Below are 13,805 nucleotides of genomic sequence, written 5' to 3' on the forward strand. Positions count from 1 at the left end.
CCCCGCGGAGCGGGTACTGCAGCGGCAAGCCGCTGCAAAGCGAAAGGCTCCGCTGACGCTCCGCCAAATTCCCGCGCAAGCGCGGGAATTGAATTCCGCAAGCGGAATTCTAAACGCAATACAATTCCCGCAAGCGGGAATTGTAGGCGCCCGCGCTTGCGCGGGCGCCTACGCTGGCAGCAAGGGGCGAGTGCATCACGTGCGGCACTGTGTAGCGATTGAGATTCCAGCTCACTACCCCAAGAGAGTTGACGGACCATCAGTGCGAACCTCGCACCCCCGACACCGTAACGGGCTCCGCTACGCTCCACCCGAACCGATTCCCCAACTCCCCCGCCCCCTAGCGTCATCCTCACTCATATCCAGTAGGCCTACACGCCAACCCGTCGCAATCATGCAGTATGACGACACATCAACCCGACACCGCATCCCCGCCGCACCCGAGATGCATCATACACAGCACTGTGTAGTGATTGGGAACAGAGGCACGCCACCCTCTGCCCCCAAGAAAAGCCCGCAGAAAAAATCCGAAACGCAGGAGTCGGATACCCCGGCCGCAGAACAGAACCCAGAATTCAGAACACCCGGAATACAACCAATGGAGGTACCGGAGCCGAACGGCCCCTAGGGCCGGACGGCGAAACCCACCACCAGGATCGGCCACGCCTCCGTGCTTTTGAGTGAACGTGGGTCCGAGGCATCCGTTCCTCCCCTCTTGCTGCCCCGATCGAATGGCCGCGCGTCGCCCCTGTAGCGGCCAACTCCACCCCATCCCCAGGCCCGGTGCCCCGCCACCGGCCCAGCGCGGCGGCGCCAGCCGACGCGCAGCCGACACCAGGCCGCCCCCGATCCCCGAAGCCGCCGCCCCATCCGCCCCGCACCCATTCCTCACTCATCCTTCAACCGGCGCGGGACAAGTGGCAGCAGAGGGGATGTCAGACCCCCGACCACGGGCATAACCCTTTATTGACCAGCGGGAACGTCGCCTCTCTCCGAGAGACTCGCGCAAGAGATGTTGCAAGAGAAGGCGCAGGAGTAGCCGCAAGAGAAGGCGCAAGAGATGTTGCAGGTTCCGGCGTGGGGGGTGCCCGGAACTCGTGAAGAGTGTATTATTGATTTCGAGTTCAGGCGGCAACCTGACTCAGGCTCAATCACCAACACGAGGAGCTCCCTTGGACACGGAGACCGTTGACGCGGTAAGCCGCCTCACGATCCACCTTGCTGGCGAGCACGAGACCGACGCGCATATCGGTCTGACGCTCATTCCCCTTCTCAAGATCCCTACGGCCATCATCGAATTCCGGCACCCTACCGGCGCGCGCGTTTGGTGGGAAGGCTGGTGCGAGGCCGCCGCAATGCTCGACCGGATTTTCCCCGAGCAGGTAGACGCAGGCGAATTGCGTGAGCCCGAACTCACCATCAATTCATTTGTGATCCTGGACGACGCGCCCCGCCGCGCGAAGGTCCGGGCCCGGAGTGCGGCAGTCAGCCCGGACGGAATCGGCGCACTGTCGGTGACGGTCGGAGGTCTGACGATCGCGTGCGCGTCCCGCGCCGCCGTCGAGTGCCAGGTACGCGGGTGGCGCGAGGCGTACGAAGTGCTCGCCCTTGACGGGGGGTTCGGACTGCCGTCCGCCGACGAGGTGGCCGAGCGCGTACGGGCCGACCACGCCCGCCACGGGGTCACCGAGCTGGCCACGGCCGCCGAGGAGCAGCAGGCAGGCCGGAGGCGGTAACGCGCCCCCAGGGGGCGGCCCACGGCCGCCCCCTTTCCCGGAGTCCAGCCACCGCAGAAGGGACAGCATGACCGCCACAGGACCGATCAGCCGAGGGCAGCGGGTACGGGTCGAGCGCCGACCGACCCGGAGTCTGGCCGCCATTGCGCGCGCCAGGACCGCGCATCAGCCCGAGCCGTGGCCCGAGGTGTGGGAAGGCACTGTGTTGCAAGCGGCCTACGAGGACGACGAGTTGACCGGCGTCGAGATCTACGGCAAGCGCGAGAGCACCGGCGAGACCAAGCGCGTCATGTTCCACCTCGGCCGGAACATGTTCTTCCGTACCACGGTGACGCACGCGGGTGGAATCGGCGTAACTCGCCACGTCCGGGGGGTGATCGAGGGTTGAGACCACCCTCCGGAGGGCGTATTATTGATTTTGCGGATGAGCGGCAACTCACCCGCCACCAACTCGGCAACCCAAGGCAGGGAACATGAGCGAGTACCACGACCACGTACGGCAGACCCTCGAAGGACAGAACGTCGAGCCGGGCGAGGATCTCAGCTTGGACGCGATGCGGTGGAGCCCCGCACCCGTCAGCGACGCTGAGACGGACGACGGGATGCAGTCCGCCGCCGACACGGCGCACGCGTTGCTCGACCGCGCGGCAGACGCCTACCTGTCTCTCCTGAACGCCGTTCTCGGTGACGGGACGCACCGCATGGTGGCCAACGCCAGCACGCCGCACGGCGACCTCACCGAAGGCCAGGAACTCACCGTCATCGGTGACGCAGTGGTCATCAACGAGGCCGCATCCATGCGCGTGTGCGCCGTACTCGCCGCCGCCATGGTCGGGTGCGCGACCGGTGCAGTGGTCGTGCGCACGTTCGGCCCCGACGGGTCGGAGTTCGTACGCGGCTGGAGTGTCCGCAGCTTCTGGCTTCGGCCGATCACCGCCGAGGAGATCCGGCAGGCGTACAGCGTCGACCCCGCCACCGGCGCGCCGATGACCCCCGAGCCGGGAGTCGAGTTCCGGCAGGCCGAGCGAGTACCCCGCCCCGAGGACGAGGCCGAGACGGACCGGGAGGCCAGCCGCATCGCTCCCCGGGACAACCGGCCCCCGAACCGCCGCAACTGAGCACCACCCCGCCCGGGCCGGTCGCCCGACCGGCCCGGGCGGGACCTCCCCTGCCTGACCCTGCCCTGCCTCCCGGTGTGAGCGGCAACTCACCCGGCGCCAACCCGACCAGGAGTGACCCGACATGACCGCGACCCCGCACCCCGCCAGCAGCACATACGCCCCTGCCCAGGAGCCGGCCCCGACCCCTGCCGAAGTGCCGGCGCCCACCGCCCCGACCGCCGACCTGCCCCGCAACCTGGTCCGGCTCACCTCCCAGGCCGAGGAGGCCGGATGGACGGCCACCGTCGAGACGCAGCCCGGACACTGCGCCCTGCTGCTCACCGCCCGTCATGCGGCCGGGGAAACCGTCCTGCGCTGCGTGTGGCGCCTCACCGCCCGGGGGTACCGCTGGGACGGCGCCACACTCACCCGCTACGGTCAGACGGCCGCCGCGGGCATGGCATGGCGCGCCGTGGGGGACCTGGTGGCCGCCGAGGCGCCCACCGCCCGCACACAGCCGACCACGCCGGACCTGTCCATGTCCGTGTACGGCAAGCTGGACGCGCAGCCCGTGACGGCGGAGGTCGTCTCAGCGTCCATCGCCACCACCCCGGCAGGCGAAGTCCCCGTCATGCTGCGCCCGTGGATCAAGACCACCGTCCCCCTGACGCTGTACCCGTCGCGCTCCGTGGGGCGCGACTACCACGGCGCTGACTGTCTTCTGGCTCCCGAGGGCGACAACGCCGCCCCAGACGCTGCGCCGGTCCTGTCGGTGCTCCCTGCGGACTACCTCACGTCGAACGCCGCCTATCTCGAAGAGCTCGCCGCGTATGCCGTGGCGGAAGGGCGCACGCGCGAGGAGGGGGCAGCGTTCGCCCGGTGGGTGATCGCGTCGGAGATCCTGACATTCGGGCTGTACGACTCGGCGTACGAGCGCTGGGTGCGGTCGCTCACGTGCACCATGACCGCCCACTACGCGGTGCTCACGTGGACACGGATGCACGGCGCAGCCCTGCGCCTGGAGTGCGGGTGCGGGCAGCGGCACCCCGGTTGGCCGTGGGAGGGCGCCACGGTATGGAACGACGACGGGTGCCACTACCTCAGCTTCGACGCCGTTCCCATGGACCGGATCACCGATCTGATCACCGCGCGCGGGTACCGGGTCACGGGTGAGTGGTCGCACGGCAATGTCGTCCGCCGGGTAACCGTCGAGCCGATCGCCGCTCCCCGCACCGAGACGGCGCCGGTCGCAACCGCCGCAGCGGACGCCGCGCCGTCCGACCCGGGCACGGCCGAAGCGTGGGAGTCCGACGGCAAAGCCTGCCCCGGCGTCACACCGCCCCGCGGCCCCGAGCCCGGACCGACCGCCACCCCCAACCCGCAGGAGCCCGCGCCGACCGGCGACACCCCCGCGGCCCCGCCCGCCGCGCCGACGGCCGACGAGGTCGGCAAGCTGCCCAAGAACGCGCGGATCCTGGCCGAGGCAGCGACCGCGAACGGGTGGGACGTGACCGTCACGGCCAACCTCATGCAAGGCACCCTCGTACAGGCAGTCGAGGTGTCCGGCGAGTTCCCCGCGCGCACCGGCACCCAGCACTTCACCGCCCGGTGCGTGTGGGACGGCGCCCGCTACTGGCCCTCCGCCTCGCAGCGCAACGGCCGCCACGGCGCCACCTTCCGCGAAGTGCTCGCGTGGATGCGCGACGTGCGCGCCATCAACCGCGCGGACGAGGAGGCCGGCCGGACCGTGTGGGGGCGGGACGCGGCCGAGTGGCACCGCCAGCTCTCCGACGCCGTCACCAAGATCGCCGAGGCTGCGGCACAAGCCCGGTTCGAGCATGAGCAGGTGACCGGCGATGCCGCCGAGCGCGCCCGGGCAGCTCTGGCCGACGCCGAGCAGGCGCACAGAGATGCCGTCGCCGCACTCACGCGCGCACAGCGTGCATACCGGGCGAGCGGGGGCGAGGACGCGCGGCCCCTCGCGGCGGAGCGGGACGCGGTACTGGATGCAGGCAAGCGGGCGCGCGCCGCCCTGGAGCGGGTCAAGGACGCCCCGCGCGCGGCCGCAGCCGAGGCGCTCGCCCTGGTGGCGATCACCGAGGGCGAGCGCGAGTTGCAGGCCGAGGAGGAGGCTTGGCGGGCGCGGCTTGCCGCCGAAGGGCGGGAGCCCACCGCCGCCGGATACGGGCGCCTGATCCAGATGTTCGAGGACCCCCAGCGTGCGTGGGTGGCCTGGCACGCCGAGCACGGGCGCGTCGGCGAACCGTTCCACGAGGCATACGACCGGTGGACCGAGGAGCGCCACGGCAAGGGACACCGGCCCGCATACACGCGTGCGTACCTCAACGCCAGCAGCGCCCTGAAGGCCGCGCGCGGAGCGCTCGCCGCCGCCGTCGGCACCACTCAGGGCGGACAGGACGGAGAGCGGCTCGTCAGGCTCGGCCGGGACTGGCGCCACCGCAACTCACAAAGCGCCCTGGCGTCATGGCTGGAGAGCGGCTGGAAGGCCGACGCCCGGGTCGCTGAGTTCGCCGAGCAGCACCCCGACGAAGCGGAAGCCGTGCGGGTCGCACGGCTCACCGTCGACTGCGTCGAGGACTACCGCCGCGCCGAGCGTGAAGCCTGGGAGGCCGAGCGGGCCCAGGCCGCCGCCAACTGCCCGTCCTGACACGCCAACCGGCCCCGGGCCGGTCCGAGCCCGCGACCTTGGACCGGCCCCCTTGAGGAGGCATAGCCATGCGGATGAGCCAGCGCCGCGCGGACACCCTGAACCGACGCGCGCGGTTTCTGCACCAACACCGGAAGCAACGCGGGACCTTGCCGTGCCTGGAGACCGGCGGCACCCAGGTCTACGCCTACTGGAAGCGCGGTTGAAGGCCTTGTCGTGTCCGTCCACCTGGACACCGGCGAGGTACCCGCCGACCTCATCAGCCCCGACGACACGATCCCGGTTCGGATCACCGTCAACGGTGAGGACGTATTCGTTGCCGACTAAAAGCTAAGAGTGTATTATTGATTACTCGGAGCGGGCGGCAACCCGCTCCGTCACCAATCCGCCTCGCCACAGAAGGACGCCCACATGCGCACCCATGCCACCTTCCAGCTCATCGGCGATCGATCCCACCAGTGCGACGCCACCGCCACCTACACCCACAACGACGCCCGCGCGTACGTCCTGTGCGACGGGATCGGCTCCAGCGACGAGGTACGCGCCTGGACGCGCACGGCCGCACGCCGCGTCGCCCGCGCGGCCGCAGTGCGAGCCGATGCCGAGGCTGGCCTGAGGGCGGTCTACGAGGCCTACGCCGCCGAGCCGGACCGGCACGACGAGTACGTCCGCTACGACCTGCCCGCCGCGTGCGCCGTCGTGGCCGTAGCCGTCCCCGGCAAGCTGCTCACCGTCGCCTGGTGCGGCGACACCCGCGCCTACCTCGTCACCCAGCGCGGCACCGTCCAGCGCCTGACCAACGATCACAACCTTCGCCGTGTCGTCCGGGGCAACCGCAACGTGGTCACCTCCTACCTGGGGGCGTCGGAAACCGACCAGCAGACCACGGAGCGGTACGGCCATCCGGCGATCGAGTCCGTGGCCCATGACGCGGCGGGCCGCCGCCTGCTGCTGGCGAGCGACGGCGCGTATGAGCCCGTGGAGGACTCCAACCGCACGTTGGCCGACTACCTGACCGGCTCCCCGAGGCACGCCGCGCGCAATGTCGCCGCATTCGCGGTCGGCCACGCCGGGCCCCGCGCCGACAACGCAACCGCTCTGGTCGCCGACATCCCCACCGCGCCCACCAGGTAGGCCGCGGGCTGCACGCGCCGCCGGTCCGGGCGACACCCCGGACTGGCGCACCACACCACCCCGAAAGGCGGAATGCCATGGCCGGAAAGCTCAGCAAGGAGCAGACCAAGCAGCACAACCGGGCGTGCGAACTGGTCGACAATGATCGAGACTTGACCGAGGAGGAGCGGGAATTCGTTCTCGACCACTTCCACGAATCCGCGAACACGGGGCGCACTCTGGACGGCGCATTCTTCACCCCGGCCGAGCTCGCCGGCGAACTCCGCCACGTGATCCCGGGTGACCGCATCATCGACCTGTGCGCGGGCATCGGCCGCCTGGCCTGGCACGCCCGCGACTACTGGAACCGGCGCTGGGAGCGTCTGCCGCCGCGCGAGATCGTGTGCGTGGAGAAGAACCCGGAATACGTGAGGGTCGGGCGGCGCGTCCTGCCCGAGGCCACGTGGATCTGTGCTGACGTACTGGACCTCCCCGGCATGGATCTTGGCCCCTTCGACTGTGCGATCAGCAACCCGCCGTTCGGACGGATCAAGCGCAGCACCAACGCCCCCGGCTACCGGGGCCCGCTGTTCGAGTTCCACGTCATCGCTGTTGCCGAGACCCTGGCGCGGCGGGGCGCGTTCATCATCCCGAGGGAATCGGCGCCGTTCCGCATCGAGGGCGGTTTCGTGGACCAGGATTCACCCGCGTACGACCGCTTCCACCGGGAGACCGGGATCACGCTCCGTCCCAACCCTGGGATCCCCACCGACCTTTTCCGCGACCAGTGGCGCGACGCCTCACCGGCCGTCGAAATCGTCCTGCACAACCGCGACGAAGACGAGTTGGAGGCCCAGGCCGCGCAGGCTGCCCACGCCCAGCAGTCGGCGAGTGTCCGCGCACATCGGCCGAGGGCCGCTGCCGCCGCCAGTCCCAAGGCCGCATGGGACACCAGGGCCACGCAGGACGCGGACACCTTGTTCTGAGCCGCTTGATCACACCCCGTAAGGGTGTATTATTGATTTTGGAAGCGGGCGGCAACTCGCTTCCGTCACCAACCCAGCAGGAGGACGCACGATGACCACGATCCGCCGCAACTGGACGAACCGCGTTGCACAGATCCGCGCAGCGGCCCGGTCCTGCCGCGCCTACGACTCCGCGACCGGCAACATGGTGCCCGTCGACCCGGCGCGCGCCTTCGAGGCATGGGAGACCAAGCCGCGCGCCCGGCTCACCGAGGACACCCCCGGGCAGAAGTGGACCGTCCACGTCCACTCGAACGAGTTCTACACACTCACCGCCGAGGCGCCCGCCACGTCCGAGGCGGACCCCGAACCGACCGACGAGACGCCCGCCCCCACCGGGGAGCCCAGCCCGGCCGGGGCACAGGACCGCCGCGCGGCCCGCGTCGTCACGCGCCGCAGGCGGACAGCCGTCGCCCGGGAACACAGCAGCCTGCCCGGCCACCTGCCCGCCCTGGCAGTCGATCTCGTGGGCAAGACCGTGCGCGTCAAGCTCGCCCAGGGCTACAGCCACGAGCAGATCCGGGACCAGTTCGAGCAGGAGCGCGCCCAGGCCCAGGCCGCCGGGGACACGGAAAGGATGAACGGTCTCGCAACGATGCTCGCGGTGCACGCCGTGATGGCGGAGGAGGCCGCCTCCGACTCCCCCACCGGCCCCGGCTCCAACTCACCGCAGCGGCGGCCCGCTTCCCCCCGCGCGGCACGCGAGGATGACGTACTGGCGCACATCGACTCGGTTCTGCACGACGCCGCCGTGACCGGGGACCCCACCGTCAGCGACGACGCCATGCGGTCCGTCCCGCTGGCCGAACCGGGCGAGATCATCCACGCCTACACCCGCGCTCAGGCCCTGGCGGACGGCGTCCTTGTGGCCGCCGACGCCGACTTGGCCCGGGAGGCCGGCTTCCGGGTGCCCGTCGCCCTCACCAGCGCCGTATGGGAGGGCTGCGTGGCCTGGAACGAGGGCGACAGCGAGCGGCAGGTGCCACAGGACGAACGGGGCCGCCTGTGGGACGTGCTGACCATGACCCGCCACGCGATCCGGCGCAGCGGCGGGGGCGGCGGTCAGGTCACCGTCGACCTGCGGCGGGTGCCGCGCGACGGCCGCACCCGGCAGGCCCGACCGGTCCAGCTCATCTGCGCGATCGGGCCCGGCGACCACGGAGAGCCCGTGATCACCATCATGCAGCCCGACGAGGACTAATCCCGCCCTCGGGGGCGGACACCGTCCGCCCCCTCAGGCCTGGCCGACCACACCGCCGCACTCCACCGGATGAACGGCAATGCATCCGGCCCCAACCCGCCGAGAGGGTGAACCGCCATGCCATCGATCACTTACCAACTCGCCGCCGAAGCCGCACCGCTGATGCCCGGCGACGGCTGGACTGTCCGCCCGTCCGCCGCCAGCGGAAAGGAGGGGGCCGCCCTGGAACACCCCGACGGGCGGCGTGTCGAGATCTCTCCCGCACGACGTGAGGGGTATGTCCGGGCGAGGGTCGCCTACCCGGACACGTCCTACTACCTCACGGAACACCACCGCCCCTGGACCGAGATGCGCGCCGACCGGGGTGGCAGGGCGCTGGAACAGGCCATCCGTACCAAGCTGCTGCCGGTCTACAACGAGACCTATCCGAAGGTGCTTGCGGCCAACGAAGAGTCCCGCAAGCACGCCGAGGCCCGAGCCGCCCTTGCAGATCACCTCGCGGCACTGGTCCCGGGAACCGAGGTCACCCGGTCCGAACCGTCGCCGATCGTCGAGTACCGCAAGGGCGGGACCATCGAGCGCGTGACCGCGCAGATTCTCGGCGACGGCCTCAACATCCTCACCTTCCGCTACGTCGACGACGCGGCAACAACGGCCGTCATGAAGGCCTACGGAGACCGGAAAGGCCCCACCCCCATGACCACCCCAGCAGCAGTCGCCGGCCGCGTCGCCGAGATCCTCGGCGGCGGCTGGAAGGCCGACGCCGGTCCCTGGGAGACCTACGGGCGCCTGGACGCCCCCGACACCGACACGTACACGCTCCACGTCGACGACCACGGCGAACTGTGCCTGTGGGCGAACCTCGACCCAAACGGCGAGATCGCCTCGTTCCGCGAGATGCGCACCCCGGAGGGGATCGAGGCAGTTGCCGAGGCCATCGCGGAAGCGATCCGCCAGCACCACACCGCCGCCGACCAGGAGTAAAGGCGCTTGCCCCTTCCCAAAAAGAGCGTATAATTGATTCTTGAGAGCAAGCGGCAACTTGCTCGACACCAACCGATCGCACAAGGAGCATCCGTGAGCGACACGGCAACAACGCCCATGCGGCGAGTGACACTTCGACTCCGCCAGATCCGCGTGAACCCCCTCAACGTCCGCCAGAACCTCAACCTGACCGACGCGTTCCTCAAGTCCATCGCCGCCAACGGCGTAAAGGTCCCCGTTGTGGTCCTCCCGCTGGACGACGACGGGGAGGCGTTCGAGCTCAAGATGGGGCACCGGCGCTACTTCGGCGCACGGACGACCAAGGACACCGACGAGGAGCGGGATCCGATCGAGGTTCCCGCCCATGTGCTGGACCCCTCCCTGCGTGAGGCGGGCGAGGACTTCATCGACCAGCTCATCGAGAACGACGACGACTACCGCCGAGGCCTGACCGAACTGGAGAAGGCCGACGCCCTGTTCGGCGCGGTCGACGCGGGCATGAAGCAGTCGCGGGTCGCCCAGCTCACCGGCCGGTCCCGCACCGAGGTCTCCCGCGCGGTCAAGACGGCCAAGGCGGTCGGTGAGCGGACACGTTCGGCTCTCGCCGAGGCCGGTACCTACGACCTCGACCTCGAAGTACTCGGCGTGCTGGGCGAGTTCGACGACGACCCCGCCGCCGTAGACCGGCTGCTGGAGGCCTACGCCAAGGGCCGTTTCGAGTTCCAGGTGCAGTGGGAGCGCGACGACCGCGAAGAGCAGCGCGCCCGGGAGAAGGTCCGCCCGCAGCTGCAGGCCGCCGGGGTGCGGCTGGCCGAGGACGGCGACACCCTTCCGGCCACTGCTGAGCCGCTGAGCGAGCTGGACGGCCCGGACGGCGAGCCCATGAGCGCCGAGGCGCACGCCGAGTGCCCCGGCCACGTGGCGACCTGGGCCGAGAACCCCCGCGAGCCCGGCGAGGTCGAGTACTTCTGCACCGACCCGGACCGCTTCGGCCACCGCCCGCCCCAGCAGGACGACTCCGAGGCGGACAGCGACCAGGACCAGCAGCCGCCGCAGACGGCGGGTGCGACCAAGCCGTCGGAGCCGTCCCGCGAGTACGTCAAGGCGGGCAACAAGGCCTACCGCGCCGCCGAGAAGGCCCGGCAGGGATGGCTGAAGGACCTGATCGGCCGCAAGACCGCGCCGAAGCCGCTCGCCGCGTTCATCACCGAGCAGCTCCTTGCCTGCCCCAAGCCGGTGGCTCAGTGGGTGGGCGACGCGGGCCGCCGCGACCTGGTCAAGGAGCTGACCGGCTACGACCAGCCCGCCGAGCGCGCCAAGTCGGCGACCCCGGCCAAGCTCACCCTGCTGAACTTCGCGGTGCTGGCCGCGACGTTCGAGAAGCGGATGGGCGAGGTGCGGACCTGGCGCACCGACCCCGCCGCCCGCTCGGCCGTGTACGAGCTGCGGGAGATCCGCGAGGACGCCCGCACGTGGCTGTCCTTCCTCGCCGAGATCGGCTACCCGCTCTCCAGCGTCGAACAGGCCATCGTCGACGACGAGCCCTACCAGGAGGGCGAGCCGGACGCCGCCGACACGGACGGCCAGGCCGCCCAGGACACCGAGGACACCCCGGACGGCGCGAGCGCCGAGGACTCCGAGAACGCGTCCTGACCTGCTGCCCGGGCCGGACCTGACCGGTCCGGCCCGGGCCCCTCCCCTCTTCCCTCTCTGCGCGCCGCCCGCCCGGAAGGCCTCGCCATGCTCCGCTCCGAACTCCGCCTCAACGCCTCTCTGTTCGTCGCCCAGGCCGCCGTCAGCAACCACACGGGCCTGATCGCCCGGACCGGGCTCGCTATGCCGGCCGCGCCGTTCGGCTCCCCCGCCTGGCAGCTGCCCGCCCTTCTCTCCTACCTTCACCGCCTCCACCAGGACGAGGAGGACCCCTCCCCCGAACTGTGGCGCGCGCACACCGAGCGCCCCACCGGGCCCGTGCCCCGGCCGCACATCCGCTACCAGGCCGACGGCCTGCACGATCCGGACGCGGTGTGCGTGCTCGACATCCAGCTCGGCCCGCGCGACGAGGCAACCGGCTGGCCCGCCGCCGACCTCGCCGTCATCGAGCAGGAGGAAGGCGCCTGCCCCTTCGGGCGCGTCACCCGCCGCCACGGGGTGGAAGCAATCGCCGCGTACACCGCCCAGGAGCTGACCGCCGAGCACGCGGCACTGATGGACCGCGCCCGCCGCCACCAGGAGGCCTACTTCGTACGCCTCGCCGAACTGGCGCAGCGCGCCGCCGAGTGGGCCGACAAGGTCCGCGCCGCCGCGCACGCCGATGCCGTCCACGTCCAGGCCGACCGCGCCCGGGCCCGCATCACCCGCTGACCGCCCCGCACACCCGCGCCGACTGCCGCCGTTGGAGGCCTGCGCCATGTACGCGTTCGAGCCCGTCTCTCCGACCTACGCCATCTCCGACACCATCGTCGAACACCAACTGCACGGCCGGGACCGCACCCGCGCCGACCTGCCCGGCGGCTACCGGCTGACCCTGCGCACCCGCCAGCGGCACGGTCAGCTTGAGGCCGCGCTGTTCGCGCCGTCGCCCACCGGCCCCGCCCGGATCTGCACCGCGCGCATCAGCGCGCACACCCCGACCCCCGGCATGTCGCGCATCCTCGACACGGTCACCCGCTACGCCCCGGCCCTGCCCGACGCCCGCGACGCTCATCCGCCGCTGGAGGCCGTTGCCCTCCTGCTCACCACCGGCGCCCTGTTCCAACGGCCCGGCGAGCCGGGGCTGTTCGTCCGGTTCGGGCCTGCGGAGGCCTGGCTGGAAGGCAGGCGGCTCAGCGTCACCCTGGGCAGCCCGGACAGCGGGCTCAGCCTGGTCCTGGGCGGCCCGTGGGACGCGCCGTCCACCGCCCGCCTCACCGCCGCCGTCCTGCGCGAGCTGACCGAGGCCGAGCAGCTCGCCGGCGAGGTCGCCGCGCTGCTGCAGCCCGGAGCGTGGCAGGTCCTGTCCGATCAGTGGCACCCGGACGCCGCCCTCGTCCTGCCCGCAACCCGCCGCCCGGACCCGGAAGACCCTCTCGGCCGCCGCATCTCCGGAGCGCTGCGCGAGGTCAAACACCATATGCGCGAGGAGCGGCCGGACTGGGACTTCCAGGAGCTGATCGCCGTCGAGGGCTCGGCTGTCGCGCTGCGCGTCACCGCGCGCGAGCGCGCCGTCCCCCGTCTGGTCCGCACGGTGGTGAGCGACGGCGCGCACGTCCCGGACGAGTTGGGCAACACCTGCACGACGTTCGCCCCCGCCGACCTGCCCGCACCCCCCACCTTCGCCCCGGCCCCGCCTCCGCACGAAGTCCCGTCCCTGGACCTCCACGTCGCCCCGCAGGACACGCGCTACCCGTACGGCGTGAAGCTGGAACTCGGCAACTGGGCGTATGCCCTGGAACCCCAAGCCGTCTTCTACGGGTCCGGCTGGTACCCCTTCCACAAGCACGTGACGCGCCGGGAGAAGGACCCCACCGCCCCGCTCAACGACCGCGACGTGCCCACCGGCCGCACGGTGCCCGCCCGGGTCCGGATCTCTCCCGACGTCGAGGACCGTGCCTGGGGCAACGAGTACGTCCAGCTCACCCCCGTCGACCACCGGGTCGAAGCGCGGCTGCACCTGTATGCCGGCCGGGAGAACGCCTGCACCCTGGTGCGCACCGTCACGCTGGAGATCGATCTGCGGGCGAAGCGGGTGATGCTCCCCGCCCAGATGCCCGCAGCCCTCCGCCACCAGGCAGAGGTCAAGGGCCGGCGGATCCTCGATCTGCTGCTGGCCGCGCGCCGCGAACGCCGACGAGGGGCGAGCGAGCCGCGTGCCGTCCTCGCTCCCCGGGACCGCGGCGGCCCACCCCGTGCGGACACCTGACACGGGCGCCGAACCCGTGATGACACCCGCTGCGCTTTCCGTTTCGTCCCACCGCTGGTCCGGGGCGGCAACCCCGG

Annotated in this window: 12 protein-coding genes; all 12 read left to right on the top strand. The window is 71.1% G+C overall.

Going from position 1 to position 13,805, the window contains the following annotated elements:
- Positions 1 to 1,172 precede the first annotated feature (1,172 nt).
- The 12 genes from ACIBW9_RS36585 (at position 1,173) to ACIBW9_RS36640 (ending at position 13,728) form a co-directional block, all read left to right on the top strand.
- The gene (locus ACIBW9_RS36585) at positions 1,173 to 1,736 is read left to right on the top strand and encodes a hypothetical protein (RefSeq protein ID WP_398961437.1); all 564 of its coding nucleotides are present in this window, start codon (positions 1,173 to 1,175) and stop codon (positions 1,734 to 1,736) included.
- A gap of 67 nt (positions 1,737 to 1,803) precedes the next feature.
- Entirely contained in the window at positions 1,804 to 2,124 is a 321-nt protein-coding gene (locus ACIBW9_RS36590) for a hypothetical protein (RefSeq protein ID WP_398961439.1), read from the top strand.
- Between the two features lie 85 nt (positions 2,125 to 2,209).
- Complete coding sequence (locus tag ACIBW9_RS36595) at positions 2,210 to 2,854, top strand: hypothetical protein (protein WP_398961441.1); 645 nt, start codon at positions 2,210 to 2,212, stop codon at positions 2,852 to 2,854.
- Positions 2,855 to 2,978: 124 nt separating this feature from the next.
- A complete protein-coding gene (locus ACIBW9_RS36600) occupies positions 2,979 to 5,504 on the top strand; it encodes a hypothetical protein (protein ID WP_398961443.1) in 2,526 nt (841 codons plus the stop codon).
- A 68-nt stretch (positions 5,505 to 5,572) separates the two neighbouring features.
- A complete protein-coding gene (locus ACIBW9_RS36605) occupies positions 5,573 to 5,710 on the top strand; it encodes a hypothetical protein (protein ID WP_398961445.1) in 138 nt (45 codons plus the stop codon).
- A 205-nt stretch (positions 5,711 to 5,915) separates the two neighbouring features.
- Positions 5,916 to 6,638, top strand: coding sequence for a PP2C family protein-serine/threonine phosphatase (locus ACIBW9_RS36610; RefSeq protein ID WP_398961446.1), 723 nt, complete (start codon positions 5,916 to 5,918; stop codon positions 6,636 to 6,638).
- Between the two features lie 77 nt (positions 6,639 to 6,715).
- On the top strand, positions 6,716 to 7,603 hold the full coding sequence (locus tag ACIBW9_RS36615) for a methyltransferase (RefSeq protein ID WP_398961448.1): 888 nt from the start codon (positions 6,716 to 6,718) through the stop codon (positions 7,601 to 7,603).
- A gap of 91 nt (positions 7,604 to 7,694) precedes the next feature.
- A complete protein-coding gene (locus ACIBW9_RS36620; RefSeq protein ID WP_398961450.1) occupies positions 7,695 to 8,843 on the top strand; it encodes a DUF6573 family protein in 1,149 nt (382 codons plus the stop codon).
- 117 nt (positions 8,844 to 8,960) lie between these two features.
- On the top strand, positions 8,961 to 9,827 hold the full coding sequence (locus tag ACIBW9_RS36625) for a hypothetical protein (protein ID WP_398961452.1): 867 nt from the start codon (positions 8,961 to 8,963) through the stop codon (positions 9,825 to 9,827).
- Positions 9,828 to 9,920: 93 nt separating this feature from the next.
- Positions 9,921 to 11,480: a ParB/RepB/Spo0J family partition protein gene (locus ACIBW9_RS36630; RefSeq protein ID WP_398961453.1), complete on the top strand. Its 1,560-nt coding sequence runs from the start codon at positions 9,921 to 9,923 to the stop codon at positions 11,478 to 11,480.
- Between the two features lie 87 nt (positions 11,481 to 11,567).
- Entirely contained in the window at positions 11,568 to 12,191 is a 624-nt protein-coding gene (locus ACIBW9_RS36635; RefSeq protein WP_398961455.1) for a hypothetical protein, read from the top strand.
- A 46-nt stretch (positions 12,192 to 12,237) separates the two neighbouring features.
- Entirely contained in the window at positions 12,238 to 13,728 is a 1,491-nt protein-coding gene (locus ACIBW9_RS36640; protein WP_398961456.1) for a hypothetical protein, read from the top strand.
- The last annotated feature ends 77 nt before the right edge of the window (positions 13,729 to 13,805 follow it).

It is taken from the genome of Streptomyces sp. NPDC049541, assembly GCF_044465725.1.
Taxonomy (GTDB): domain Bacteria; phylum Actinomycetota; class Actinomycetes; order Streptomycetales; family Streptomycetaceae; genus Streptomyces.

Coding starts and splice junctions, on each gene's coding strand:
- ACIBW9_RS36590 (WP_398961439.1), top strand. CDS start 1,804: ATGACCGCCACAGGACCGATCAGCCGAGGGCAGCGGGTACGGGTCGAG.
- ACIBW9_RS36595 (WP_398961441.1), top strand. CDS start 2,210: ATGAGCGAGTACCACGACCACGTACGGCAGACCCTCGAAGGACAGAAC.
- ACIBW9_RS36600 (WP_398961443.1), top strand. CDS start 2,979: ATGACCGCGACCCCGCACCCCGCCAGCAGCACATACGCCCCTGCCCAG.
- ACIBW9_RS36605 (WP_398961445.1), top strand. CDS start 5,573: ATGCGGATGAGCCAGCGCCGCGCGGACACCCTGAACCGACGCGCGCGG.
- ACIBW9_RS36610 (WP_398961446.1), top strand. CDS start 5,916: ATGCGCACCCATGCCACCTTCCAGCTCATCGGCGATCGATCCCACCAG.
- ACIBW9_RS36615 (WP_398961448.1), top strand. CDS start 6,716: ATGGCCGGAAAGCTCAGCAAGGAGCAGACCAAGCAGCACAACCGGGCG.
- ACIBW9_RS36620 (WP_398961450.1), top strand. CDS start 7,695: ATGACCACGATCCGCCGCAACTGGACGAACCGCGTTGCACAGATCCGC.
- ACIBW9_RS36625 (WP_398961452.1), top strand. CDS start 8,961: ATGCCATCGATCACTTACCAACTCGCCGCCGAAGCCGCACCGCTGATG.
- ACIBW9_RS36635 (WP_398961455.1), top strand. CDS start 11,568: ATGCTCCGCTCCGAACTCCGCCTCAACGCCTCTCTGTTCGTCGCCCAG.
- ACIBW9_RS36640 (WP_398961456.1), top strand. CDS start 12,238: ATGTACGCGTTCGAGCCCGTCTCTCCGACCTACGCCATCTCCGACACC.